Below are 25,377 nucleotides of genomic sequence, written 5' to 3'. Positions count from 1 at the left end.
TCCGATGACCGGGATCTCGGCGGGCCTGCGCGGCCACGTGCGGATGTCGATCGCCCGCGGCACGGGCCGGGTCGCCAAGGCGGACGCCGGCCCCGCCGAGTGGGAGGAGGTGATCGGGGAGACGCTCGTCGACCTCGAGCTCCTGCGGCAGGGCGCCGGACGGTTCTCCGGCACCATGACGACCCGCGGCGCGGTGGACGTCCTGCTGTCCGACATCGCCGCCAGCCCGTCGCGGGGCACGACCGGCCGCGACGCCGCCGACGTTCCGGCGGAGTACATCTTCTGCCACCAGATCAGCGGGGAAGGCGTCATCGACCAGGACGGACGGTCCGTCACGCTCGCGCCGGGCGGACTCGCCGTCTACGCCGCGCACCGGACGGCGTCCGTCGTGTTCGGGGAGGGGTTCAGGGCCGTGTCGCTGCACGTTCCCGGCCACCTGCTCGACCTCCCCGCCGGAACCGTGGACGACCTGACGGTGCGCGACCTCACCCGGCCTGCCTGCGGCCCGGTCGTCGCGCTGGGGGAGTACCTGAGGTGGATGAACGGCGCGATCGACGAGGCCAGGCCCGCTTCACGCGGCCGGATGATGCTCACCGCGGTGGACCTGGTCGGCTCCGTGACGCGCTCGTGGTTCGACGACCGGGGCCTCACGTCGGCCCGCACGATGTCGCCGCGCCGCGTCGAGATGCTCGACTACGTCGAACGGCACCTCGACGCCCCCGCACTCGGACCCGTGGCCGTGGCGAACGCGCACCACGTGTCGGTCCGGTACGTGCACGCGTTGTTCCAGGACAGCGGCGAGACCATCGGCGCCTACATCCGCAGGCGACGGCTCACGAACTGCGCCCGCGACCTCGCCGACGCCGCGCTGACCCACCTCTCGGTCGCCGCCGTGGGACAGCGCTGGGGGTTCGAGAGCCCGTCGCACTTCAGCGAGCTGTTCCGCCGGGTCTACGGGGAACCGCCGTCGCACTACCGCCGGCGGCACACCGGGGTCAGCTCCTGATCTCCCTGCGGGCAAGGGGAAAGTGCTTCGTTCGGCTCAGGCCGGCGGGGCGCCGTGTGGGACGCCGCAGCCGCGGTCGGCCATGGCGGTCGCGGCCGTGGATGAGCACGTCGGCGGGAAAATGGATTGTGCAACCCACTCTGGGGTAGGGTGTCGATCGTGAGCGAGCCGACCAGGACACGCCGCCTGACCCCGAAGGGGCGGGCCACCCGTGACCGGATCATCGACGCCGCGACGGGACTCATCGCCGTGCGCGGGGTGGCGGGCACGGGCATCGAGGACGTCCGCGCCGCGGCCGGTGTGAGCGGATCCCAGCTGTACCACTACTTCGACAGCAGGCAGGCGCTGATCCGCGCCGTCATCACCCGGCAGGCCGACTCGGCGGTGGAGAGCCCGCGGATCACCGCGCTGGACGGCTTCGAGGCGTTGCAGGCGTGGGCCGACGCCGCGGTCGAGCACCAGCGGGCGACCGGCGACCAGGGCGAGTGCAGCCTCGGCACGCTGGCGGGTGAGCTCGCCGCCGACGAGGAGTCGCGCGAGGACCTCGCCACCGGGTTCCTGCGCTGGCGCGACCTCCTGCTCAACGGGCTTCGCGTCATGCGCGACCGGCAGGAGCTGCGCGCCGACGCCGACCTCGACGCACTGGCGTTCGCGCTCCTCGCGGCACTGCAGGGCGGCGTGCTGATGTCCCGCACCCTCCGCACCGCCGAGCCGCTCGAAGCGGCGATGAACGCGGCGATGGCCTACGTGCGTTCGTACGCGACGGATCGCGGCTGACGGGAAGCGGCTACTCGTCGAGCTCGCTGTGGCGTGCCGTGACGGTGCGGGCTATCTCGATCAGCTTCGTGTTGAGGTGCTGCGACGTCCTGCGCAGCACGTCGAAGGCCTCGTCGGCGCTGATGCCCTTCTGGTGCATCAGGATTCCCTTGGCCTGACCGATGACGTCCCTGCTCTCGATCGCCCGGCGCAGCTCGCCCTGCCGCCGTTCGTCCAGCTCGGCCAGGCGCGCGTGGGCGAGGGCGAGGGAGCCGTGCGTGGCCAGCAGCACCACCATCTGGGAGTCCGAAGTGGACAGCCCGTCGGTGCGGTCCGAGTAGACGGTCAGCGCGCCCTCGTTGTCGTGCAGGGCCGTGCAGAGGAGCGCGCGTTGGCCCTGTGCGGCCGCGGCCGCCGCGAACTCCGGCCAGCGCGGTTCCGCGGTCAGGTCGTCGCTGAAGGCCTGCGCCGGCCCACCGGAGCCGGTGACGTCGAGGCAAGGCCCTTTCCCGGTGGCCTCCTGGACCTGGTCGAGCCCGGCGGCGCCGGTCGATGCCGTCGTGGTGAGTCCGCCGTCTGGCGCGCGCAGGGTGACGGTCACCAGTTCGGCGCCGGGGATGACCTCACGGGCGGTGTGGACGAGGTGCGCCAGCGCGTCCTCGGCCGTCGCCGCGCCCAGCAACGCGCCGGTGAGCGCCCCGAACTGGCCGAGCACCGCGTCGGTGAGCTGGTCCACCGCGGGACGACGTGTGCGCCGGGCGGGTTCGTCGTCGTGGAGGGTCTGCTCGGGCGTCACGCCGTAGGTGGCGCGGTAGTGCGAGGCGAACGCGGCGGGCCGGAGGTAGCCCCAGCGCTTCGCGATCCGGTCGATCGCGGTGTCGTCGGTGCCGGACACGCGCAGCTCGGCACGGGCGCTGTCGAGCCGCACGCGCCGCAGGTGCGCCATCGGGGTCGTGCCGAGGTGGTGCCGGAACGCCTGCTCCACGGCCCGCGGTGACACCCGAGCGGCGGCGGCGACGTCGGCGAGCGCGATGGGGCGGTCGGCGTTGGCCTCGATGAACGCGACCGCGCGCCGCAGCACGCCGAGGTGCAGGTCGCGACCGGCGAGGTCGGGCGCGCGCCCGGACGCGGTGGTGGGGAAGGCGTTCAGCACCGCGGTGGCGAGGTACTGCGTCGCGGTGGCGACGATCAGCTCGTTGTCGCCGATCCCGGCGACGGCGAGCACGTCGTCCCGCAGGTGCGCGATCGCGCGGCGGACGTGCTCGGCGCTGGACGCGTCGACGGGGTGGTGGTTGAGCAGCCTCACCGGTTCTCCCGCGACCTGCTCCAGCAGAGCGGGGTCGAACATCGTGATGTCGTAGCGGGCTCGGCAGATGCGGCCGGAGTAGCCGCGGTCCGGCGGGGAGAAGGAGAACAGCTGACCGGCGCCGAACGACTCGGCCTCCCGCCAGCCGTCCACGCGGTGCCCCTCGACCGTCCCGTCGTGGATGTCGCACAGGCAGATCTGGCCCAGCGGCTGCACGTCGTAGCTCATCTCGAACGCCATGTCGAGCCGGTCGACGCTGACGAAGTCCGTCGCGGCCCTGGTGATGTGCGCGCCGGAGGCACCGGTGGTGCTGCCGATCCGCATCGGGGCGTAGGAGGCGCTGAGGAACTCCTCGGTGACCTCCAGGTCGGTGCTGTCGAACGCCAGCACGTTCACCGCAGACCCGAACCCCGCGTCCGTCGTGGACGCCGAGCCCGCCCCGTCCGCGACCGCCTTGCCGAACGTCTTGTGCCGCGAGATGGAGTGCCGCGGGTCGAAGAGGTCCAGCACCGCGTCCGCCGCGTGGCTCGACGACCCCATGAGCAACGAACACGCACCGCCGTGCCGCACGACCGCCCCGGCGAACTCCATGACGGCCCGCGCCACCGCCACGGCCAGCAGGGTGATCTGCCGCAGGTCGAGCACGACGTGAGCGGGCGCGGGCGGGGCCGCGGCGTGCAGCGCCTCGGCGAGGGAGAGCGAGTCGTACCGCACGTCGGGAACCGCGAGCACGAGCACCGTGCCGATCCGTTGTGCGCTGATCTCCACGTGCCGCATCCGCCCGTTCCCCTCAGTGCGTGCGCTCTCCTCACCACCGCTGGGTTCTCAACGAGTGCCCCAGCATGCTGCACACGAGGGCCGTTGTCGACTTAGGAGCGCACCGGCGCGCCGCTCCGGCCGGCCCCGTTCGTCTCGCGCTCCCACAGCAGTTCGGTCAGCTGTGCGACCGCTTTGTCCCGGTGTCGCCGGTAGGTGTTGAACGACAGGTGCAACGACTCCGCGACCCGCTCCTGCACCCCGACCGGCCGCAGGAACGTGCGGTCGATCAGCACGCCGAGGTCCGGCTTCAGCAGGGCGGCGGCGTCGTCGAGCAGGTCCCGCAAGGACTCGGCGGGTGCGCGCCCGTGCCGCCTGACCATTCGCGACCGCAGCAGCGGGTGGGACCGGAGCAGCTCCGGCGAGTGCAGGACGCGCAGGGCCGACCGGACGGCCTCGGCGAACTCGGGCCGGGACAGCGTCGCCGTGCCGGGGAGCGGATGGCCCAACTGCTTGGCGTGCAACAGATCCGTGTACTCCTCGACGCCGGTCCGGCACCAGTCGTGCGCGAACACCGGGTACGTCGACCCGTCGACGGTGTAGCCGCCCGCGGCCAGGAAACCGAGGGACTCCATGGCCGGTGCCCACAGCTCGCCGTCGTCGAACGCGCCCACGAGGCTCCACGCCGTGTCGTCGTCGATCAGGATGATGTCCAGCATCTGCCACGCGACGAACAGCGTCAGCGACGGGGACGGGCGCTGGCCGTGGTCGCGGTCGAGGAAGAAGCGCCACGCGCGCACCCGGTCACCGGCGCGCGGCGGGCCGTGCCGCGCGGTGTGGTCCCACATCGCGTCCACGCCGGGGTCGGCACCGAGGTCGGCCTCGGTCAGGTCCAGGCACGCGCCGTAGCCGCGCGGGTCGCCCGACTCGGTGCGGAAGACGCGGAAGGCCTCCGGCCGGCGCTCCAGCCAGTGCGCCACCAGGTCGGCCTGGCGGGATCCCCGCCACCGGGCGGTCATGGCGATGATCGCCGGGCGGTCGGTGTCGCGCAGCCCGTCGGCGTGGGTCCGCATCGGCGGTGGCAGCGACGCCAGGGCGGTGAACCGGGACCGGGCGCCGTTCAACACGACCGTCATGACCATCAGGTCCAGCCGCTCCCGTTCGGTCGGCGTCGCCCTGACCTGGTCGTGGAACACGGCCAGCTTCCTGCGGTAGAGGTCGGCGTGCCGGCCGGGGTCGCGCCAGCGCAGGTCGGCCACGATCGCGTCGCGGACCACGTCGTGCGGGTACAGGCCGTACGGGGACTCGTCGACGAACACCTGCGCCCGCAGCCAGGCGAACAGCTCCCCGGTGTCGTCGCCGGCCATCGACCGCAGCAGGTCCTCCGTCGTGACGAGCACCAGCGCGCACACCTCCAGCGCCGTGCGATGGCGGGGGCTCGGCACCTCGCCGACCAGCTGCGCCAGCAACGCACCCGCCCCGCCGGGCAGGTCCGCCAGGGTGCGCGGCGCGAGTCCGCGGCGCACGGCGTCCACCGCCATCGACAGGGTGAGGGGGTGACCGCTGCTGATCTTCAGCAGCCGCTCGTGCGCCTCCTCCGGCACCTCCTGGGCGCGCAGGTAGGCACGGCCCTCGTCCGGTGACAGGTTGCCGAGCGGGACGACCGTCATCACCGTCCGCCAGGCCGGGTCCGCCCGCCACCGCGGTCCAGGGCCGCGGCGTCCGGCGATCACCACCAGGCACGACTCCGGCAGCGACGGCAGGTACCGCTCGCGGACCCAGTCGTCGATCGGCTCCAGCAGCTCGTAGGTGTCGAGGAAGAGGATCGAGGGCCCCTCGGGCACGGGCAGCGCGCCGCGGCCCAGCGTCAGGTGGCGGGCGTCGACCCGGACCGGCTCGACCCCCTTCTCCGCGGCCACGTCGGCGAAGACGTCGAGCAACGCGCTCTTGCCCACCCCGCCCGGCCCGTGCACGAACACCACACCGGGGCCGCCCAGCGCGTCCCGGAAGGCGGCGACCTCGTCGTCACGACCGGTGAAGGACCGCCGCCGCAGCTCCCGCAGGGTGTGTCCGAGTGAGGGCATGCACCCGACAGTAACCAAGCCGGTGCCAGTTGAGATGGGCACCGGATGGGCAGCGGCTGGGCTGCCGGTCCGCGGCGCGGGCGGTGACGATCTTGGTGCAGTCGTCCCGAGTGTCGAAGGAAGCCATCATGGACCAGAGCCCTGCCGAGTTCCCGACCAACTGGGGACGTTGGGGGGATGCCGACCAGCTCGGCACCGTCAACCTGATCACCGCGCAGGCCCGCGCCCGCGGTGCCGCGCAGGTGCGCACGGGGGTGTCGGTGTCGCTGGCCCGCAAGACCCCGACGGCGCCGCTGATGGGCGGGCCGGCGGCCGCCCTGCAGGCGGACACCACGGGCGTGCAGACGATCATGTCGTTCACCGGCGCGCCGCCGATGGCGATGGCCGAGCTGATGCTCGTCACGACGCACCACCCCGAGGTCACGCACCTGGACGCGGTGTCGCACATGGTCGCCGACGGGCAGGTGTACCCCGGGATCGCCCAGGCCGAGAGCTCCGGGCCCGCCGGGGTGAAGCACGGCGCCGCGGACGTGTTCGCCGGTGGGATCGTGACCCGCGGTGTGCTGCTGGACCTGGCACCGGGCGGCAAGCTGGCCGACGGGCACGCGGTCACGGCCGGCGATCTGGACGACGCGGCAGCACGGGCGGGCGTCGTGGTGGAGTCCGGTGACGCCCTGGTGGTGCGGGCGGGCTGGGACCGGGTTCCCGACCACGGACGGGCGTTGCCGGGGATGACCTCGGGTGCGGTCCGGTGGATGCACGACCACGGGATCTCTATCTACGCCGGAGACATCGGCGACGCGTCCCCGCCGGTGAAGGACGACGTACCGGGCGCCCTGCACCGGTTGGGGCTACTGCGTCTCGGCCTGGTGCTGGTGGACGGCGCCCAGTGCGAGGAACTGGTCTCGGTCTGCGCGGAGCAGGGCCGTCACACGTTCCTGTTCGTGGCCGCGGTTCCCCGCATCCTCGGCACCACCGGGCTGCCGGTGAACCCGCTCGCCGTGTTCTGACCCAGAGCCGTCAGCCGGTCCTCGTCGGCCGAGCCGGGCTCGGCCGTGCAGACGCACAGGTGCCGGGTCTCGGCGGCGGAGACCGGCAGGTCGAGCGCGTGGTAGCGCAGGGTCAGCCGCCCGGCCTCCGGGTGCCGGAATACCTTCGTCCCCTGGACGTGCAGGAGCACGTTGTGCGTGTGCCACCGCGCCCGGAAGCCGGCGCTGGCGGTGGTCAGCTCCTCGACGAGCTCACGGGTCCGCACGTCGTGCGGGTTGCGGCCCGCCTCGGTGCGCACGACCGCCACGAGCACGTCCGCCGTCTCGTCCCAGTCGCCGTAGAAGTCGCGGGCGCCGGGATCGAGGAAGTGGTAGCGCACGAGGTTCGCCCGCCCGCTCTCGATAGTGGTGGCGCTGGTGAACAGCGGAGCGTAGAGGGCGCGGGAGAGCGCGTTGGTGGCCAGCACGTCCTGGTGTTCGTCGGTGAGCATCGCCGCGGACAGCGTCATGCTGTCGAGCAACCACTGGACGGTCGGCGGCAGCTCGCGCGCTCGCGCCCGGACGCGGCGGCCAGGACGTGCGGCGTCGGCCAGGTCGACGAGGTAGATCCGTTCCTCGTCGTCGAGCCGCAGCACCCGCGCGACGGCGTCGAGCACCTCCCGCGAGACCCCGCCGATGTGCCCCTTCTCCAGGCGGGTGTACCAGTCGACGCTGACCCCCGCGAGCAGCGCGACCTCCTCCCGTCGCAGCCCCTGCACGCGGCGCCGTCCCGAGACGGGCAGCCCGGCCTCGTCCGGGCTGATCCTGGCGCGCCTGCTGATCAGGAACTCGCGCACGTCCGCACGGTTCCCGGACAGGTGGTCGCTCACGTCGCCCAGTCTAGGGAGGCCGCCCGGTCGCAAGGGGGGTCGAGGTTCTCCCCCCGATGAACCGGCCCTGCCGCTCCTCGGGCCCGGGCACTTGCATGGAGGTCGTTCGACGGCCGACCGCGAGAACCTCGAGGTCCCCGTCCGCCCCTGATGAACTTTCCGACGATCCTGGAGCACCACCGTGTTCACTGCTCGTGCCCGCCGCCTGCTGAGCGGCGGCCTCCTCGCCGTGCTGGTCACGTCCGCGTCCGGCCTGCCTGCCGACGCCCACGACGGCCGGCGCGTCAGTCGCTACGTGGTGCCGGGGGACCAGGCGTACCCGGAAGGCATCGCCCGTGAGCCCGGCAGTCCCTACTTCTACGTCGGCGGGACGACCGACGGCACGATCTGGCGGGGCCGGATCGACCAGCCGCGCCTTCAGGTCTTCCTGCCCGGCGGGCAGCACGGCCGCACCACCGCGGTCGGCATGAAGATCGCCCACGGCCGCCTGGTGGTCGCGGGCGGCGCCACCGGCAAGGTCTTCGTCTACGCCACCCGGACCGGCGAGCTGCTGCACGTCTTCGACTCCGGCGCGCGGGACGGTCTCGTCAACGACGTCGCCATCGCGCCGAACGGGGACGCCTACGTCACGGACTCGTTCCGCCCGGTCCTCTACCGGATCACCGCGGCTCAGCTGGCGAGCCGAGAGGTCGACCAGCCACTCCGGACGGCGGTGGACTTCACCGGCACCGCGGTGAAGTACGACGACGGCTTCAACGGCAACGGTCTCGTCGTGACGCCGGACGGCCGCTACGTGCTGATGGCGGACACCAACTCCCAGGCGTTCTACCGCATCAGCACCAGAACCGGCGCCGTCGTCCCGGTCGACCTGGGCGGAGTCACCGACATCGGCTCCGACGGGCTGCTGTTGCGCGCCGGGAAGCTCTACAGCGTCACCAGTCTCTTCCACCCGGAAGGGGAGATCAGCGTCCTGGAGCTCAGCGACGACTACGCGCGGGCCGCGGTGCAGCGCCGGATCAACGGCCGGGGCATGGACGTCCCGTCGACGGCGGCGTTCGACGGCGACGACCTGCTGGTGGTCAACTTCCAGTTCCAGGTCACCGAGCCGCACCTGCCGTTCACGGTCGTGCGGGTGCGGATCTGAACGTGGCCAGCCCGTCCTCGACCAGCCGCGCGGCGCGGCGGACCTCCTGGGCCACGGCGTCGACGGCCTCCGGCAGGGGGCGACCGGGTCGCAGGTGGGCCCGCAGGGCGCGGAACTGGACCCGCCACAGGCCGAGCAGGGCGGTCGCGACGATCTGGGGTTCGGGGTCGTCCGGCCGCAGCCCGGTCCGGGCGGCGAGCGCCTCGGCGGCGACGTCGGTGAACCGGTCGGTGGCGTCGTTGCGGTAGGCCCGCAGCGCCGGGGTGCTCCTGATCAGGTCGCCGAACCGCTGGTACCGCTCGAGCGCGCGGTCCTGGTCGGGCTCGGCACCGAGCGCCGCGGCCAGTCCGCGGAGCTCGTGGTCGAGGATCGTCAGCATCGCGGCGACCGGCGGGAGGTCCGGGGCCGACAGGTGCGCGCGCACGGCGCCGGCCGTCTCCTCGAGCCGGTCCAGGAGCAGCGCTTCCTTGCTGGGGAAGTAGTTGAAGACGGTCTTCTCGGACACCCCGCACGCCTCACCGACGTCGGCCACCCGGACGGCGTCGAACCCGCGCTCGAGGAACATCCGCGTGGCGGTGTCGGCCAGCTGCCGCCGCATCGCGAGCTTCTTGCGCTCGCGCAGCCCCTCGGCCACCGGCGGGCCGGTTCCCGTTGTCCCCACTCGACCACCCTACTTCAGCCGTACGAAAACTGCTGCTACTGTAATTTTACAGCGACAGAAGTTTTATGGAAGGAGGCGTCGTGTCCGAGATCCGCATCGTGCGCGACTACCCGTACTCACCCGTGCAGGTGTGGCGGGCCATGACCGACCCGGACCTGATCCCGTACTGGACCTCGACCGGCAAGGGTGCGCGGGCCGTCGGGTTCCGGCCCGTCGTGGGAAACCGCTTTCAGTTCGTCGCCAGGCCGATGCCCGGCTGGCGGGGGATCGTCGACTGCGAGGTGCTGGAGGTGCGTGAGCGGGAGTTGTTGCGCTACACCTGGGTCGGTGCGCGGGGTGAGGTGCCCAGTGAGGTCCGCTACCAGCTCGAACCGATGGCCGGGGGAACCCGCTTCACCTACCACCACACGGGTTTCGCCGGTGTCGGCGGGTTCTTCATGGCCAAGGTGCTCGGCTCGGTCAGGACCAAGATGCTCACCGTCGGACTGCCCGCGCTGCTCGCCGAACTGGACGAGAACGGCGCGCTGCGACCGGGCACGACGCCGCAACCCCGGTGAGGTCCTCGCCCCGCACCCGAACGGCGGTTGTACGGCGGCTCCTGCTCGCCACATAGTGCATCTTTCGTCGAGCTTGACCGCCGACTCATCTCGAACACGTGGGGGCATCAGGCGTGGCACGGTCGCACCGTTCCAGCGCAACGGCAACGGGGCTGGTGAACGGGCCGGAAAGCCGTGACCCCCTGCGCGCGGTCCGCCTGCTCACCACCGTGTTCGCGTTGCTGGGCGGTGCGGCGCTGACCGGCAACCTGCTGTTCGCCGCGAACGGTGCGGTCCGGTTCGTCCTCGCCGCAGCGGTCCTGCTGCTGGTCGGCTCGTGGTGGGTGCGGCCCCGGCACGACAGCTGGCCGGTCGCGGTCGCCGAAGGCGTTGTCACGGCAGGAGCGGCGGTGCTGCTCCCCGTCGCGCAGCCGGTGCTCGCGTTCCTGTTCGGCACGACCACCAGGCGCGCGCTGCACGGCGGTCCCTGGCGGTACCCGCTGAAGTCGCTCCCGAGCCTGGCCGGCTACCTGGCGGGGCTGGGCGTCGTGCTGTCGCGCGCCGAGCGGGTCGACGGCGACGTGCTGATGGCCGAGGTCATGCCCTTGCTGGGGCTGGTGATCGGGACGTTCGCGCTGCACGAGACCGTGCGCGCCGTGAAGGCGAAGGAGACCGCCCGCCGCACCGTCGCGGCGCTGCTGCAGGCGACCCCGGTCGGGCTCGCTCTGCTCGACGAAACGGGAGCGCCCCGGCTGCACAACCTCCGGGCCCGTGAGATGTTCGGCTGGGACGAGCCTCTCGACGGGACGAGCACCGTGCCGTGCCCGCACGGCGACCCGATCACCCGGTGCCGCCACGGCTGCACGTCCGTGGACGGCCCCGTCGAGGTGGAACCGCGCGACGGCCTGGTGCTGTCCCTGCACACCGGCCCGGTCGAGCAGGAGGACGGTCCCGACCACGCGGTCGTCGCCGCCGTGGACGTGAGCAGGCGCCGGCTGTGGGAAGAAGCGTTGCGCGACAGGGCGGAGCGCGACGAGCTGACCGGACTCGCCAGCCGCGCGCACTTCCTGCACCTCGTCCGGGAGGCACTGGACACCGGCCCGACGGCCGGGCTGCTCGTCGTGGACCTGGACAGGTTCAAGGACGTCAACGACGCCGACGGCCACGAGGCGGGCGACCACTACCTCCAGGCCGTGGCGGCCCGTCTGCGGTCCGCACTGACCGTCGACGCGATCGCCGGTCGGCTCGGCGGCGACGAGTTCGCCGTGCTGGCACCGGGTTTCGACGTCCGCGACACCGTGCGGCTGGCGAAGTCCGTGCTGCGCAAGCTGAACGACGCCCCGGAACCGTTCGGCACGAGCATCGGCGCCGCCGTCGCCGAGGCCGGTGCGGGCGTCGCCGACCTGCTCCGCGACGCCGACACGGCGATGTACGTGGCGAAGCGGGAGGGCGGCAACCGGTTCCGCCTGTTCCAGCGCGAGATGGGGGAGCAGGCCCTCGCCCGGCAACGGGACAAGGCCGACCTGCGCACCGCGATCGAGGACGGCCAGCTCGTCGTCCACTACCAGCCGATCGTCGACCTCGCGACGGGCGTGGCCACGAGCGCGGAGGCGTTGGTGCGCTGGGAACGCCCCGGCGCCGGCCTGCTGGGCCCCGACGCGTTCATCGGCCTGGCCGAGGAGACCGGCCTCATCGTGCCGCTGGGCGAGAAGGTGCTCGAAGCCGCGTGCCACCAAGCCGTCCGCTGGCACTCCGAAGGGCGCGCGCTGGGCGTGACAGTGAACGTCTCCACCCGCGAGCTGTCGACCGCCGGCTTCCTGCCGCGGCTGGAACGCGTGCTCGCCAGAACGGGCCTGGAGCCGGGCAGGCTGACCGTCGAGGTGACCGAGAGCGTCTGGGCCGACGAGCCCGCGATGCGCAGCCTGGTGGCCGTGCGCGACGCGGGCGTGCGGGTCGCGCTGGACGACTTCGGCACCGGCTACTCGTCACTCAGCTACCTGCAGCGCTACCCGTTCGACATCGTGAAGATCGACCGCACCTTCACCGGCGCCCTCGGCCACAACGGCCGCACCGAGGGCGTGATCCGCTGCATCATCGCCCTGGCCGACGTCCTCGGCGCGCGCACCGTCGCCGAGGGGATCGAGACCCCGGCCCAGGCGGACTGGCTGCGGGAGGCCGGTTGCGCGTACGCGCAGGGCTACCTGTTCGGCAAGCCGGTCGACGCGGACGGCTGGGACGCGCGGTCGTACGCCACGTTTCCCCGCCGCTGAGCCGTGTTCCCGTCCAACCAGGAGAACCACCGATGATCACCGACCCGACCCTGACCCGCATCGGCGAAGGCGTCGAGCTGCACCACCACCGCGGTCAGCGCGACGCGGCCCGCGACCTCTTCGCCCAGATCTGGGACGACATCAACGGCGAGCAGGGCGACCCGCTGCACGTGTGCGTCCTCGCCCACTCGATGGCCGACGTGCAGGACGACGTGCGCGAGGAGCTGGTCTGGGACCTGCGCGCACTGGCCGCCGCCGACCTGGTGACCGACGAGCGGGCTGGCCAGGCCGGCGTGCCGCTGTCGGTGGCCGGCCTGTACCCGTCACTGCACCTCAACGTGGCCGACTGCTACCACAAGCTGGGCGAGCTCGACCGCGCCCACGAGCACCTGCAGCGGGCCAGGGACACGATCGGTGCGCTGGGCGACGACGACTACGGGCGGCTCATCAGGGGCGGCCTGGAACAGTTGGAGCAGCGGCTGAACGCCGGGTGACTCGCCGCACCGCACCGCGAAGGGGTCCACTGTGGACTGGGCGGCCGGGTGGCACGTGTGGACGGTCACCACAGGTGTCGCCGGAGCCCGAACGGGTATTCGGTGCTGTACCCGTGGAAAGGACCCGCCGATGACCACCGTGTCCCGCACGTTCACCGTCGCCGCCTCGCCGGAGGTCGTGGTGCCCTACCTGGCCGACTTCGGCAACGCCGAGCAGTGGGATCCCGGCACCGAGCGCTGCGTCCGCGAGGACAGCGGGCCGGTCCGGGTCGGGTCGAGCTGGCACAACACCTCGAAGATCGCGGGCATCACCACCGAGCTGACCTACACCCTCGAACAGCTCGCCGGCGACCGGATCGTGCTGGTGGGCCGCAACGACACCGCCACCTCGACGGAGACCATCGAGGTCACGCCGGACGGCACCGGGTCGAGCATCACCTACACCAACGACCTCGAGCTCAAGGGCGCGGCGAAGCTCGCGGCGCCGCTGGGCAAGGTGGTGTTCGAGAAGCTCGGCAACGACACCGAGAAGCAGCTGACCGAGGTGCTCGACAGGCTCTGACGCGACGCCCGGCCGGCGTGACCGTGTGATGCCGGCCGGGCCGCGAGAAGTCAGTTCAGCTTGCGCGTGTCCTCGGGCAGTCCGCCGCCCGCGTAGACGTCCTCGGCGAGCTTGGCCAGGGCGGTGAGGGCGACGTTCTGGCTCCACGGGCCGTAGGACACCCGCGAGACGCCGAGCTTCTGGGCCGTGGCCAGGGGGATGGAGCCGGGGATGCCGATCAGGTTGACCTTGCGCTCACCCAGCGCCTCGACCAGCCGCTCGACCTGGGCGACGTCGAGCCTGCCCGGCACGAAGACGTTCGAGGCGCCGGCGTCGAGGTAGGCGCGGCCGCGGGTGATCGCGTCCGCCAGCACGTCCTCGGGGTCGCGGTCGCCCGCCTTGACGAACGCGTCGGTGCGGGCGTTCAGCACGAAGTCGACGCCGGCGGCCTGCGCGGCGGCCACGGCGGCCTCGACGGCGCGCACCGACTCGTCGAGCGGCTTCATCTGGTCCTCGAGGTTGGCGCCCGCCGCACCGGCGTCGATGGCCCTCGCGATGGTGCCGCCCGGATCGCCGTAGCCGCCCTCCAGGTCGGCGGTGACCGGCAGGTCGCCTGCCACCCGCACGATGAGCGCCACCTCGGCGATCATCTCGTCGCGGGGGATCTTCTCGCCGTCCGGGTAGCCGCGGGAGGCCGCGATGCCGTGGCTCGGCGTGGCGAGCGCCCGCGTGCCGGGCGTCTCGGCGACCACCTTCGCGGTGATCGCGTCCCACACGTTCACGACGAGCAACAACTCCGGCGCCGCGTGCAGTGCCTGGAGACGTGCCGCCTTGTCTGCCGTGGAGGTCATGTCGGCCTTTCGGTTGCCGGTCCACCCGTTCGGTGATGATCGAACTCCTGTCCGCACGCGACCGCAACCGAGCGGTTCCGGCGGCTGTCACCCCGCCGGGGCGGTAGGGACGACGGGTTTCGGGGTACTGCGGTGGGGTCGTCCCCGACGTGGAGGTGCTTCCCCCTTGCCCGTCACTCGGCGCGGTGTGCCCGCCCGGCTGCTGTTCGCGGCCGGGGCGGCGCTTCCCGGCACGTACCTGGGAGCCGCGGACTACCTGGGGCTGCCGCACCCCGACGTCGCCCCGCCCCTGGCCGCGGCCGTGTTCGGCATCGCGATCGTCGGCGCGGCGTTCGTGCTGGCCTGGGCGGCCGAGGCGGCGCAGGTCGACGTCAGCGCGGGTCTCGCCATCGCCGTGCTCGCGCTGGTGGCGGTGCTGCCGGAGTACGCGGTCGACCTGGTGTTCACGTTCCAGGCCGGTCAGGAGTTCGCGCAGCAGGGGAGCTGCGTGCCGCCGCCGGGCGAACCGGACCCGTGCTCGCTCGCCCTGGCGAACATGACCGGCGCCAACCGGGTGCTGGTCGGGTTCGGCTGGCCGCTCGTCGTGCTGGTGGGCGCTCTCGCCGTGCGCAGGGCTCACCGCGAGAGCCGGTCGACCCACAGCGGGCGGATCGAGCTCGCCCCGGTGATGTCGGTCGAGGTCGTGTTCCTCGGCCTGGCGACCCTGTACTCGTTGAGCCTGCCGCTGCGGACCTCGCTGACGATCGTCGACGCGGTGGTGTTCCTGGCGATCTTCGGCGCCTACGTGTGGCGGCTGTCCAAGGCGCCGGTGGAGGAGCCGAAGCTGCTCGGGGTGTCGGAGTGGGTGGGCCGCCGCGAGCGCAGGCCGCGGCGGTGGTGGGTGGTCGGGATGTTCGCGTTCGCCGGCCTGGTCATCCTCGCGACGGCGGAGCACTTCGCGCAGAACCTCGTCGACACCGGCAAGAGCCTGGGCGTCGACGAGTTCCTGCTCGTCCAGTGGGTGGCGCCGCTCGCGAGCGAGTCGCCGGAGCTGATCGTGGCCTGCCTCTACGCCGCGCGGCTGATGGCCTCGGACTCGCTGGGCACCCTGTTGTCCAGCAAGGTCAACCAGTGGACGCTGCTGGTCGGCACGATCCCGGTGGTGTTCGCCATCTCCAGCGGCAGCGTCCACGGCCTGCCGCTGGACGGGCACCAGCGCCTGGAACTGCTGATCACCGCGGCCCAGTCGCTGTTCGCGGTGAGCATCCTGGCCGACCTCGGGATCACCACGGCGGGCGCGGCGACCTTGTTCACGTTGTTCGCGGCCCAGTTCGTCGCGAGCGTGACGCTGCCCGACGACACCAACCGCGTCGTGATCCTCGCCTTGTCCGGTCTGTACGTGGTCATGGCGATCGCCCAGCTCGCCCGCCGCTGGAAGATCGGTGTACGCACCGCACGCGACGGCGTGGCGACCCCGTTCAGCGAGCTCGCCGACCGGCCGTCGTGACGAACCCGGTCAGGGCCGCGGACCCAGCAGACCGCGCGCGGCGAGGTTCTCCATCAGCGCGGTGATGCCGAACGTCCAGTCTTCCGCGTCCTCGGCCGTGTTCACGACGTTCGTCAACGCGCCCAGCCGCGGCGACGAGATGCGCACGACGTCCCCGACCTTGTGGGTGAACCCCTCGCCGGGCTGGTCCCGGTCCTCGGTCGGGGCGAACATCGTGCCCGTGAACAGCACGAAGCCGTCGGGGTAGCGGTGGTGCGCGCCGAAGGCGTGGGACACCAGGTCCTCCAGCTCCCGGCTGATCTCGGAGACCGGGTTCACGCCGTGCAGCTCGAACCCGTCGGGGCCGGTGATGTCGAGGGCGATCTCGGTGGCCTTGGCGTCGGCCAGGGTGAAGGTGTCGTCGAACAGCCGCAGGAACGGCCCGATGGCGCAGGAGGCGTTGTTGTCCTTCGCCTCGGTCAGCAGGAGCGCGCTGCGGCCCTCGAAGTCGCGCAGGTTGACGTCGTTGCCGAGCGTCGCGCCGATCGGGGTGCCGCGCGAGTCCACCACGAGGACCAGCTCGGGTTCGGGGTTGTTCCAGGCCGAGCGGGCGAGCACGCCGATGTCGGCTCCCGGCCCCACCGCCGAGAGCACCGGCGCCTTGGTGAAGATCTCCGGGTCCGGGCCGATGCCGACCTCCAGGTACTGCGACCACAGGCCCTCCGCCTGCAGCACCCGCTTCACCTCCGCAGCCTCCGCGGACCCCGGCCGCAGGTGGGAGATGTGGCCCTGGACGATCGCGCCCACCTTCCGCCGCACCTCCTCGGCCCGCGCGGGATCGCCGTCGGCCCGCTCCTCGATGACCCGCTCGAGCATGCTGCGGACGAACGTCACGCCGGCGGCCTTGAGCACCTGCAGGTCGACCGGCGCGAGCAACCGCGGAACGGTGCCGCTCGGGGTCGTCGTGGCGGCCACCACCTCCGCGAGCGGCCACGACGTGCCGCCGGGGTGGTTCTTGACGATCTCCACGGCGTCCGGCCGTTCGAGCAGCGCCGTCACCGTCGGCGCCACCCGCGACAGGTCGACGACCTCGTCGCCGCGGACCGCGACCACGGACGGGCCGCCCGCGGCCGGGTCGAAGACCCTTGCGACGAGGGTGGCGTCCGCGGCGTCACGGGGGAGGACGTCGGCAGCGTTGAGTGAGAACCCCAAGGGAAAGCCTTCCTGCTCGCACCGCAGAACCAGCTCGAGAAGTCGTGGGCGGTGGTTGTCGATCCGCCGCCCGCCCGACACGTCGTTAGGGTAGAGGCCACCCACCGAGGGGGCCCACACCCGAGGGGTTGCAGACATGGCCAAGTACATGATCCTCATCTACGGCGACGCCGAGCAGTGGGACGCGATGACCGACGAGCAGTGGAAGGCGCACCACGCCGGCCACGCGGCGTTCGTGGCGAAGGCGGGCACTCGCGTCCTCGACGGTCGGCAGCTCGAGTCGGCTCCCGTGGCCACGTCGCTGCGCGCGGACGCGGACGGCCGGGTCCACACCACCGACGGTCCGTTCCTGGAGACCAAGGAGGGGCTCGGCGGCTACTACCTGCTCCAGGCCGGCGACCTGGACGAGGTGCTGGAGCTGGCCGGGCTGCTGCCGGAGCTGAACTACACGCACAGCGGCCTGGAGATCCGCCCCGTGGTCGAACGCGCGTGACCGGCACGGGGGACGCGGTCGCCGCGGCGGTGGCCGAGGCCTACCGCCGCGACTGGACCAGGGTGCTCGGCACCACCGCGCAGCTCACCAGGGATCTCGACCTGGCAGAGGAATGCGCCCAGGACGCGTACGCGCAGGCCCTGGACACGTGGGCCGCGACGGGCATCCCGGACCGGCCGGGCGCCTGGCTGACGACCACCGCCCGCAACCGCGCCCTCGACGTCCTGCGCCGGGACTCGGTGTTCCGGCGCAGGATGCCGTTGCTGGTCGCGGACGAGACGGTGCCGGGACCCGAGGACGTGGTGAACGACGACCGGCTCCGGCTGATCTTCACCTGCACCCACCCCGCGCTGTCGCCGGAGGCCAGGGTGGCGTTGACGCTGCGCCTGGTCTGCGGGCTGTCCACGCCGGAGGTCGCCAGGGCGTTCCTGGTGCCCCCGGCGACGATGGCGGCCCGCGTCACCCGTGCCAAGAAGAAGATCACCGCGGCCCGCATCCCCTACCGGGTGCCGGGCCCGGACCAGCTCGGGGAACGGGTCGGCGCGGTCCTGGAGGTCGTGCACCTCATCTTCACCACCGGGCACACCGCTCCGTTCGGCGCCGGCCTGGTGCGCCGCGACCTGACGGACAGCGCCGTCCGGCTGGCCCGCCTGCTGCACCTGCTCATGCCGGCCAACGCGGAGACCGGCGCCCTGCTCGCGCTGCTGTTGCTCACCGCGGCACGTCAGGACACCCGGACGGACGCCGACGGGCGCCTGTTGCTGCTGTCCGAACAGGACCGTTCGCGCTGGGACCGGCGGCTCGTCGCCGAGGGCAAGGCGTTGCTGACCGAGGCCCTGCGGCGGTGGCCACCGACCCGGTACGCCCTCCAGGCCGCGATCGCCGCCCTGCACGCGGAGGCGCCGAGCTGGGCCGAGACCGACTGGGAGGAGATCGTCGACCTCTACGACGTGCTGGTGCGGCTGTGGCCGTCGCCCGTCGTCGAGCTCAACCGCGCCGTCGCGATCGGATTGCGCGACGGGCCACCGGCCGGTCTGGACGCGCTGGCGCCGTTGCTGGCCGACCCGGCCCTGGCGACCTACGGCTACCTCAGTGCCGCCCGCGCGGACTTCCTGCGGCAGCTGGAGAACTGGCCGCAGGCCGCCACGGCCTACGAGGAGGCGCTCGCCCTCACCGACAACGAGGCCGAACGCGCGTTCCTCGCGGAGCGGCTGTCCGAGGTCACGCGGAACCTGTGAACCGGGGTCACGGCGGGTGCGCCGATCGCACCCGCCGGTTCGCCCGTCCTGCCGTCACTTGTTCATGTCGTTGAAACCAACGCGGTGCCCGCCGTCACCTACTGTCGCGTCATATTCGACGACATTGATCCATTCATCGGAACGGCTGCCACCTCCTTGCCCGCGGCGCAAGGGCTGGCGGCCTCGTGGTGGTGGCCGAAAGCGCAGGTCGGCAACACCCACCCCGGCGCGACGTCCCCGCTGGGCATGGTGTCCGCCTGCGCGTACTCCGGCGCCTACCCGACCGGGTACGGCCTCTACAAGAAGAACACCGAGGGCCAGCCGGAGGAGCTGTTCGACCGGCTGCAGGCCTCCGGGTTCACCCACTTCCAGCAGTCCGGCACCGGGGCGATCCGCAAGTACTACAACTACGTGCGGGTGACCCCGATGGTGCAGCCGCTGGACGTCCTCGGCGAGGCCTGGCCGCTGCACGACGAGACCGCCCAGGCCGGGTACTACGCGGCCACCCTCGACTCCGGCATCCGCTGCGAGGTCACCGTCGGCGCCAAGGTCGCCGTGCACCGGTACGTCTTCCCGGAGCACCGCAGCGCGCGCGTCGTCGTCGACCTGTCCTGCGGCGGCCTCGCCATCGACCTCGGCCGCACGGTGCCGCTGCGCGCGCACGTGGAAAGCCTCGGCAACGGTCGCGCCCAGGGCACGGTCGTCGTCGAGGGCGTGCCGCTGTCGGTGTACATCAGGGTCGACAGCCCCGGCTGGCGGCAGATGCTGTGGCACGACCGCCGGCTGATCGAGGGTGGCACGCGGCTCGACTTCGACCGCATCCGGCAGACCACGTTGCGCCCGTTCGGGATGCTCTACATGGGCCCCACCACCGCGGGACAGGCCGTCGAGATCCAGATCGGGTTCTCGCTGCGCGGCTGCGACCAGGCCAGGGAGAACCTGTACCGCGAGTGCGGGGACAGGACGGCCTCGTTCGACGTCGTCCGGGCGCAGACCGAGGACCGGTGGCGCGACCACGTGGGCCGGGTCGAGGTCGAGGGCGGGTCGCCCGCGAGGCGGCAGGTCTTCGCGACCGCCCTGTACCACTCGCTGATCAAGCCGTGCTTCGCGGACGACGAGAGCCCGTTCTGGCCGTCGTCCGGGCCGTTCGTGTTCGACATCTGCACGATGTGGGACATCTACAAGACCCAGCTGCCGCTGCTCATGGCGCTCTTCCCCGACCGGGCGGTCGACCTCCTGGAGTCGCTGATCCGGGTCTGCGAGGAGGAGGGCAACTTCCCGATCGGCTACCGGATGGCCCGCGGCGCCGACAGGTTCTTCCGGCAGGCGAGCGCGCTCGTCCACACCGCGCTGGCCGACGTGCACGCGCTCGGCCTCGGCGACCTGGACTGGACCTGGGCGCTCGTGCACATGTACGACGACCTGCGCCGGATGTACGGCGAGGACTTCTACGAGCACGGCGTCGTGCACCCGATCTCGCACACGCTCGACCTCGCCTACGCCGCCCACTGCACCGCCGGCGTCGCCAGGAGCCTGAACGACGTCCAGCTCGCCGACGACCTCGACGCGCGCAGCCGCCTGTGGTCCAACGCGTTCGACCCCGCCACCGGCCTGCTCCTCGACTCGTCGTTCTACGAGGGCGGCAAGTGGAACTACTCGTTCCGGCTGCTGCACGACATGGCCGCGAGGATCGCCATGGTCGGCGGGAACGAGGCGTTCGTGAGCATGCTCGACGCGTTCTTCGGCTTCGGCGCCCGGCGGGTGGTGCAACCCGGCAAGCGGCCCGACCCGGCGGAGATGGCGGCCGGCTACCTGCTGAACCGGTTCGAGGGCCTGAACAACGAGCCGGACATGGAAGCGCCGTGGTCCTACCACTACGCGGCCAGGCCGGACCGCACCGCCGAGATCGTGCACGCGGCGCTGACCTGGCAGTTCGGCACCGGACGCGGCGGCCTGCCGGGCAACGACGACTCGGGCGGCCTGAGCTCGTGGTACGTCTGGGCCTCGCTGGGGCTGTTCCCGGTCGCCGGGCAGAACCTGTTCCTGGTCAACGCTCCCGCGTTCAGCCACGCCACCCTGCACCTCGGGGACCGCGACTTCGTCATCGAGACGCGGGGCCACCGCGAGACGTCCATCAGCTCCGACGGGCTGGAAGAAGACCCGCCGCCGCAGTACGTGCAGTCCGCCCGGCTCAACGGCAGACCGCTGGACGCGGCGCACCTGCGCGCGTCCGACGTCCACGCCGGCGGCCGGCTGCTGCTCGAACTGGGGCCGCAGCCCTCGGAATGGGGACGCAAGATCCTGCCACCGTCGGTGTCCGACCCGCTCGGAAAGGGGGCTCGCACATGAGCAGGCCGAACCGCCGTCTCGTCATCGTGGTCAGGGCCGACCCGGTCATCTGCGGTCACTCCGGAGAAGCCCGCAACCTGGCCGAGGTCGCGCTCACCCGCGGCTTCGACGACGTCCGGCTGCTGACGTGGCCGATTCCCGTGCTGCAGGCCGCGGGCCTGCCGCTCAAGCCGCTGGACGGGATCCTGCCCTACAGCGAGGGCATCACTGTGGAACGGCCGGAGCCGGTCGGCGACTACCGGGTGCCCGACGGCCGGTACGTGGCCGGGCTGACGGGACGCCTGGTCGAGCTGCTCGCCGAGAAGGTCCCGACCACGTGCGTGTCGATGTACCTCGCTCCGCACGACGCCGTGGTGCGCGACGCCGTGGACGCCGCCCGTGCGGCCGGGTACGCGCCCGACGTCCACACCATCGCGAAGGCGGTCGGCTCGGACGTCACCAACGTGATCCGCTCGTGCCTGCGCGAGGGCCGGTTCGGGGCCGCCGTGGTCCTGTTCACCCGGTTCCTCGCCAACGACGAGGTGATCGCGGTGTCGGAGTACACCAAGCAGGAGATCATCGCCTGCGCGGAGGCCGTCGACGCGCACTGCGGCACCCGGTTCGCCCGCCAGTGCGCGCGCCGGATCTCGGTCAGCTACCCGCCGGTCGACACCGCGGCCTACCTCGACCTCGACCCGGCGCTCGTGGACGCGGCCCTGAAGCGCCGCGGCCTGGACCGCGACGGGTACGTGCTGTTCCTGTCCAGGGTGACCCGCGCCAAGGGCATCTACGACCTGGTGGACGCGTTCGCCCGCTGCCGCGCGCGGGCGGGGGTGAAGCTCGTGATCGCCGGCAACGGTCCCGAGCTGGAGCACCTCCGTGCGCTCACCCGGCACGACGACCGGGTCCTCTTCCTCACCGACGTGGAGGACGAGGAGAAGCCGCTGCTGATGAACGGCTGCGCCGCGTACGCGCTGCCGACCAAGCCCGAACCGGAGTTCGTCGAGACCTTCGGCATCGCGCTGACCGAGAAGATGCTCGCGGGCGGCGGACCGGTGATCACGACCACCACCGGCGGCGTCGGTGAGGCGGTGGGCGGGACGGCCGTCGTCGTCGAGGCGGGCGACGCCGGCCAGATCGCCGCCGCGATCGACCGGGTGGTGCTCGACATGTCGGTGGAGGAACGGGAGGTCATGGCGGACCGGGCCCGCGAGTACGCCCTGTCCTTCGACCGGGTGCGGGTGTTCGACGACCTCTTCGCCACGTCCGACCCGGCAATCGCCCTGACGGGATGAGCCCTGACCGGATGAGCGCTGACCGGATGAGCGCTGACCGGACGAGCCCCGGCGGGGTGCGGGTCAGCCGAGGGAGCGTTCTGCCCCGTGGGCGCGGGCTTTCTCCGCGATCGCCTGCAGGGCCGAGATGTGTCCGCTCAGCGCAGCCCGGCCGGAGCCGGTGAGGTTGAGCCAGGTCCGCGGCCGCTTGTTGACGTAGCCCTTGCGGACCTCGACGTAGTCGCTCTTCGTCAGCGTCGTGACCTGTTTGGACAGTGCGGAGTCGGAGAGCCCCACCGAGTCCCGGACGAACCCGAACTCGGCCCACTCCGCCGCGGTCAGCAGCGAGACGATGGCCAGCCTCGTCGGGTCCAGCAGGAGCTGGTCAAGCTCGGCCACCGCTCACCTCGTCCTGCCTGCCCTTGTTTTGCCTGCCCTCGTTCTGCCTGCGCAGCAACCACAACTGGAAGCGCGGACCGAGGAACATGACGTAGAGCCCGGCCAGCGCACCATAGTAGATGCCGCCGTGCGGCACGTGCAGCAACGCGATCAGCAGCGCGCCGACGATCCCGATAGCGAGCACGGGCACCATGCGCAGCAGCCGCCACCCGAGGCCGACGGACAGGCTGCGGTTCGAGACCCCGACGGAACGGCCGAGGAGGGTGCCGCCGGACCGCGTGCGCAGGGCGAACGACAGCCCGAGGCAGACGAGCAGGAACGGCCAGAGGAGCCAGTCCCGCACGGCGGGGACGAGGTCGATCGCCGCGCAGTAGGCGAACAGGGCCAGCCCGCTGCCGATCCACAGCCACCGCGACCCGGCAGCCGACCGGATCACCTGTTCCTTGCCCTGGCGCACCGTGCGCAGTGCGGCCGCGGCCTCTTCCGGCGTGGGTACGGTCATCGTGAGCGCGCCTCCGTCTTGTCCTCGGTCCTGTTGAGGGTGCGCAAGATCAGCCACTGGTCAAACCACGCGCCCACCGAGGTGAGGACCAAGAGCACGAGACCCATCACGAGGTGCGCGTAGCTGTGCAGGGCCGTCGACTCGTCGAGGACCTTGGTCAGCAGCAGCTGGAGCCCCAGCCGGACGGCGGACAGCAGCACGGCGAGCAGCCGGGCCTGCTTCGAGCGCCACACCGCGCGGATGAACTCCCGGCGGCGCGAGAGCACCGTGAACCAGAGGGCGATGTGCGCCACGGCGAGCACCAGGGGCAGGGCCGCGACGACCGGGTGGGTGGAGCCGAACTGCTGGCTGATGTCGTAGCTCGCGACGAGTGCCCCGGCGAGCCCGAAGTACCAGACGGGCAGGCCCTCGACCTGCGGAGTCTGCGTTGGTCCGACGTGGGTGGTGGCCATCTCATCCTCCTTGGGAAAGTACTTGCCTGAGTAGAAAGTAACTCACACTTTCCACTCAGGCAAGTGACCCTCGGGGGCTGGACGGCTCAGCCGCTCACGGACGCCGAGAAGTTGTCGACCGCCAGACCGGCGCCGCCGTTCCACGGTTCGAACCCGGCCTGGACGCTGGTCAGGTACCACGAGTTGGTGATCGCGCCGCGGGCCCGCACGTCGTTGACGAAGTCGAGGACGTTGAACGACCACGAGCTGATCGCCGACGGCGCGAGGTAGGAGATGACGTTGTTGGAGCCGTTGCTGCCCCGCCACACCTGCCACGTGCGCCCGCCGACGGTGGCGTTGCCGACCGCGCTGCCGATCGGCTGGATCGAGCCCTGGCGGGTGAACCAGATCATGATCTCCATCTGGTTCACGCCGTTGGTCTTGGCCGTGGGGTCGAGCCAGATGTCGTACGAGGCGTTGTAGGTGCCGCCCGCGTACCGGTAGTTGATCGACGACGTGGCGCTGCGGATCCGGCTGACCTGCATCGGCAGGGTGGAGCCGGGGGAGCAGTTGCCGTAGTGGCAGCCGAGGAACACCGACGGGTACGACACCGGCGCGCCGTTGGTCGGGGACGAGCCCTGCTGGGTGGTGATCTGGAAGCCGGACGACGTGGCGTTGATGCACTGCTGCGCCGACGTGCCCCACCGGTTGTTCTGGACCACGTAGCGGCCCTGGATGGTGGTGGAGCCGTACTGGTCGCAGATGGTCACGTCGGCCTGGGCCGTGCCCGCGGTCGCGAGGAAGGTGCTCGCGACCAGCAGGCCGGCGGCAGCGGCGGCACGGATGGTCCTTCGCATGGAGACTCCTATGACAGGGATCTGGGAGCGCTCCCAACGTACCGAGATGCCGGCGGTGGGGCAGGTCGCGAGGCGCGAAACCGTCGAATCCGCTTCGAATCGACTCCGTCCTCCGTGGACTGCTCCACAGTGGACGATCAGTGCGCGGCGGCCGCGATGAGCCGGGCGAGCTCGGCCGGCCTGGTGTGCATGGGCCAGTGACCGGAGTCGATGTCGACGAACTCCAGGTGCTCCGCCTTCGCGAGCTCGGGCACGTCGCCCGCGTCGATCCACCCCTTGGCCTGGTCGGGGGTGAACTCGGGGCAGACCACGACGACCGGGACCCCGAAGCGCCGTTCGTCGGTCAGCCGCACGATGCCGGTGGCCACGCCCTCGGGAACGGGGATCGCGGCGGCGGCGAACGCGCGCCGGGCGTCCTCGTCGAGGTCGGCCGAGTCCGGGCCCTCGAACGGCGTCCAGCCGGGGAACGGCATGACGCCGTCCTCGATCTCGAAGAAGTCGGCGTAGGCCCTCCCGTCGGAGGTGGGGAAACCGCCGATGAGGACGACCGCGGAGACCACGTCCGGCCGGGCGTCCGCGGCCAGCCAAGCCAGCGAGCAGGCGGCGGAGTGCCCGGCCACGACGGCCTTGCCGGAGGCCGCGTCCACCGCGGCGAGCACGGTCGCCACCTGGTCGTCGAGCGTGGCGGAGGAAGATCCGTCGCCCTGGCCGGGCAGGGTCAGCGGCACGGGGCGGTGGCCGAGCGACCGGAGCTCGGCCGCGACCTCGTCCCAGGCGGATCCGTCGAGCCACAGGCCGGCGATGAGCAGGATGTCCACGATCAGGTTTCTCCTCGTCCGCGCGGCACGGTCGCCGCGATGGCGTCACGCTAGAGCCAGTTCCGGACGATCTGCTTCCGGATCAGAAGAAGATCGC

Annotated in this window: 24 protein-coding genes; 13 read left to right on the top strand and 11 right to left on the bottom strand. The window is 72.0% G+C overall.

Annotated features, from left to right (window positions below; all coding sequences use genetic code 11):
* Window positions 1-4: 4 nt before the first annotated feature.
* Window positions 5-1,006 (top strand): helix-turn-helix domain-containing protein, encoded by a 1,002-nt coding sequence (locus tag ACFWV3_RS21725; protein ID WP_382413223.1) that lies wholly within the window; start codon window positions 5-7, stop codon window positions 1,004-1,006.
* Window positions 1,007-1,165: 159 nt separating this feature from the next.
* Entirely contained in the window at window positions 1,166-1,783 is a 618-nt protein-coding gene (locus ACFWV3_RS21720; RefSeq protein ID WP_382413222.1) for a TetR/AcrR family transcriptional regulator, read from the top strand.
* Between the two features lie 10 nt (window positions 1,784-1,793).
* On the opposite strand, the gene ACFWV3_RS21715 is transcribed toward ACFWV3_RS21720, so the two are convergent.
* Complete coding sequence (locus tag ACFWV3_RS21715; protein WP_382413221.1) at window positions 1,794-3,845, bottom strand: ANTAR domain-containing protein; 2,052 nt, start codon at window positions 3,843-3,845, stop codon at window positions 1,794-1,796.
* A gap of 92 nt (window positions 3,846-3,937) precedes the next feature.
* The gene (locus ACFWV3_RS21710; RefSeq protein ID WP_382413220.1) at window positions 3,938-5,908 is read right to left on the bottom strand and encodes an ATP-binding protein; all 1,971 of its coding nucleotides are present in this window, start codon (window positions 5,906-5,908) and stop codon (window positions 3,938-3,940) included.
* A 128-nt stretch (window positions 5,909-6,036) separates the two neighbouring features.
* Here ACFWV3_RS21710 and ACFWV3_RS21705 point away from each other — a divergent pair, with 128 nt between their 5' ends.
* A complete protein-coding gene (locus ACFWV3_RS21705) occupies window positions 6,037-6,918 on the top strand; it encodes a cyclase family protein (protein ID WP_382413219.1) in 882 nt (293 codons plus the stop codon).
* Here ACFWV3_RS21705 and ACFWV3_RS21700 read toward each other — a convergent pair.
* Window positions 6,837-7,766: a helix-turn-helix domain-containing protein gene (locus ACFWV3_RS21700; protein ID WP_382413218.1), complete on the bottom strand. Its 930-nt coding sequence runs from the start codon at window positions 7,764-7,766 to the stop codon at window positions 6,837-6,839. The genes ACFWV3_RS21705 and ACFWV3_RS21700 overlap by 82 nt on opposite strands.
* 181 nt (window positions 7,767-7,947) lie before the next feature.
* Between ACFWV3_RS21700 and ACFWV3_RS21695 the strand changes: the two genes are divergently transcribed.
* Entirely contained in the window at window positions 7,948-8,910 is a 963-nt protein-coding gene (locus ACFWV3_RS21695; RefSeq protein ID WP_382413217.1) for an SMP-30/gluconolactonase/LRE family protein, read from the top strand.
* Here ACFWV3_RS21695 and ACFWV3_RS21690 read toward each other — a convergent pair.
* Complete coding sequence (locus ACFWV3_RS21690; protein ID WP_382413216.1) at window positions 8,885-9,571, bottom strand: TetR family transcriptional regulator; 687 nt, start codon at window positions 9,569-9,571, stop codon at window positions 8,885-8,887. The two genes, ACFWV3_RS21695 and ACFWV3_RS21690, sit on opposite strands and share 26 nt — an antisense overlap.
* Before the next feature lie 80 nt (window positions 9,572-9,651).
* Here ACFWV3_RS21690 and ACFWV3_RS21685 point away from each other — a divergent pair, with 80 nt between their 5' ends.
* The 4 genes from ACFWV3_RS21685 to ACFWV3_RS21670 all read left to right on the top strand — a co-directional run bounded on the left by ACFWV3_RS21685 (window position 9,652) and on the right by ACFWV3_RS21670 (window position 13,433).
* On the top strand, window positions 9,652-10,128 hold the full coding sequence (locus ACFWV3_RS21685; RefSeq protein ID WP_382413215.1) for an SRPBCC domain-containing protein: 477 nt from the start codon (window positions 9,652-9,654) through the stop codon (window positions 10,126-10,128).
* Between the two features lie 155 nt (window positions 10,129-10,283).
* A complete protein-coding gene (locus ACFWV3_RS21680; RefSeq protein WP_382413214.1) occupies window positions 10,284-12,377 on the top strand; it encodes a putative bifunctional diguanylate cyclase/phosphodiesterase in 2,094 nt (697 codons plus the stop codon).
* Between the two features lie 32 nt (window positions 12,378-12,409).
* Entirely contained in the window at window positions 12,410-12,871 is a 462-nt protein-coding gene (locus ACFWV3_RS21675) for a hypothetical protein (protein ID WP_382413213.1), read from the top strand.
* A 130-nt stretch (window positions 12,872-13,001) separates the two neighbouring features.
* Window positions 13,002-13,433 (top strand): SRPBCC family protein, encoded by a 432-nt coding sequence (locus ACFWV3_RS21670; protein ID WP_382413212.1) that lies wholly within the window; start codon window positions 13,002-13,004, stop codon window positions 13,431-13,433.
* Between the two features lie 50 nt (window positions 13,434-13,483).
* Here the strand turns inward: ACFWV3_RS21670 and ACFWV3_RS21665 are convergent, their stop codons facing one another.
* Window positions 13,484-14,263, bottom strand: a complete 780-nt coding sequence (locus ACFWV3_RS21665) for an isocitrate lyase/phosphoenolpyruvate mutase family protein (RefSeq protein ID WP_382413211.1) — start codon at window positions 14,261-14,263, stop codon at window positions 13,484-13,486.
* 166 nt (window positions 14,264-14,429) lie between these two features.
* Between ACFWV3_RS21665 and ACFWV3_RS21660 the strand changes: the two genes are divergently transcribed.
* Window positions 14,430-15,749 (top strand): sodium:proton exchanger, encoded by a 1,320-nt coding sequence (locus ACFWV3_RS21660; RefSeq protein ID WP_382413210.1) that lies wholly within the window; start codon window positions 14,430-14,432, stop codon window positions 15,747-15,749.
* 9 nt (window positions 15,750-15,758) lie between these two features.
* On the opposite strand, the gene ACFWV3_RS21655 is transcribed toward ACFWV3_RS21660, so the two are convergent.
* Window positions 15,759-16,940, bottom strand: coding sequence for a fumarylacetoacetate hydrolase family protein (locus ACFWV3_RS21655; protein WP_382413209.1), 1,182 nt, complete (start codon window positions 16,938-16,940; stop codon window positions 15,759-15,761).
* A gap of 136 nt (window positions 16,941-17,076) precedes the next feature.
* Between ACFWV3_RS21655 and ACFWV3_RS21650 the strand changes: the two genes are divergently transcribed.
* The 4 genes from ACFWV3_RS21650 to ACFWV3_RS21635 all read left to right on the top strand — a co-directional run bounded on the left by ACFWV3_RS21650 (window position 17,077) and on the right by ACFWV3_RS21635 (window position 22,294).
* Entirely contained in the window at window positions 17,077-17,433 is a 357-nt protein-coding gene (locus ACFWV3_RS21650) for a YciI family protein (RefSeq protein ID WP_382413208.1), read from the top strand.
* Window positions 17,430-18,671 carry an RNA polymerase sigma factor gene (locus ACFWV3_RS21645; RefSeq protein ID WP_382413207.1) on the top strand — a complete coding sequence of 414 codons (1,242 nt, stop codon included), beginning with the start codon at window positions 17,430-17,432 and terminating at the stop codon, window positions 18,669-18,671. The genes ACFWV3_RS21650 and ACFWV3_RS21645 overlap by 4 nt, the downstream gene beginning before the upstream one ends.
* An 84-nt stretch (window positions 18,672-18,755) precedes the next feature.
* The gene (locus tag ACFWV3_RS21640) at window positions 18,756-21,020 is read left to right on the top strand and encodes a glycoside hydrolase domain-containing protein (protein WP_382413206.1); all 2,265 of its coding nucleotides are present in this window, start codon (window positions 18,756-18,758) and stop codon (window positions 21,018-21,020) included.
* Entirely contained in the window at window positions 21,017-22,294 is a 1,278-nt protein-coding gene (locus ACFWV3_RS21635; RefSeq protein ID WP_382413205.1) for a glycosyltransferase, read from the top strand. The genes ACFWV3_RS21640 and ACFWV3_RS21635 overlap by 4 nt, the downstream gene beginning before the upstream one ends.
* Before the next feature lie 63 nt (window positions 22,295-22,357).
* On the opposite strand, the gene ACFWV3_RS21630 is transcribed toward ACFWV3_RS21635, so the two are convergent.
* The 5 genes from ACFWV3_RS21630 to ACFWV3_RS21610 all read right to left on the bottom strand — a co-directional run bounded on the left by ACFWV3_RS21630 (window position 22,358) and on the right by ACFWV3_RS21610 (window position 25,280).
* Window positions 22,358-22,672 carry a winged helix-turn-helix domain-containing protein gene (locus ACFWV3_RS21630; RefSeq protein ID WP_382413204.1) on the bottom strand — a complete coding sequence of 105 codons (315 nt, stop codon included), beginning with the start codon at window positions 22,670-22,672 and terminating at the stop codon, window positions 22,358-22,360.
* Window positions 22,659-23,174 carry a hypothetical protein gene (locus ACFWV3_RS21625; RefSeq protein ID WP_382413203.1) on the bottom strand — a complete coding sequence of 172 codons (516 nt, stop codon included), beginning with the start codon at window positions 23,172-23,174 and terminating at the stop codon, window positions 22,659-22,661. Before ACFWV3_RS21625 ends, ACFWV3_RS21630 begins: the two co-directional genes overlap by 14 nt.
* The gene (locus tag ACFWV3_RS21620) at window positions 23,171-23,626 is read right to left on the bottom strand and encodes a hypothetical protein (protein ID WP_382413202.1); all 456 of its coding nucleotides are present in this window, start codon (window positions 23,624-23,626) and stop codon (window positions 23,171-23,173) included. The genes ACFWV3_RS21625 and ACFWV3_RS21620 overlap by 4 nt, the downstream gene beginning before the upstream one ends.
* A gap of 86 nt (window positions 23,627-23,712) precedes the next feature.
* On the bottom strand, window positions 23,713-24,462 hold the full coding sequence (locus tag ACFWV3_RS21615) for a glycoside hydrolase (protein ID WP_382413201.1): 750 nt from the start codon (window positions 24,460-24,462) through the stop codon (window positions 23,713-23,715).
* Between the two features lie 137 nt (window positions 24,463-24,599).
* Window positions 24,600-25,280, bottom strand: a complete 681-nt coding sequence (locus tag ACFWV3_RS21610) for an alpha/beta fold hydrolase (RefSeq protein ID WP_382413200.1) — start codon at window positions 25,278-25,280, stop codon at window positions 24,600-24,602.
* Between the last annotated feature and the right edge of the window lie 97 nt (window positions 25,281-25,377).

The sequence above is a fragment of the Lentzea sp. NPDC059081 genome, from assembly GCF_042738015.1.
Lineage (GTDB): Bacteria > Actinomycetota > Actinomycetes > Mycobacteriales > Pseudonocardiaceae > Lentzea.
This window is presented reverse-complemented; position numbering and strand designations above follow the sequence as displayed.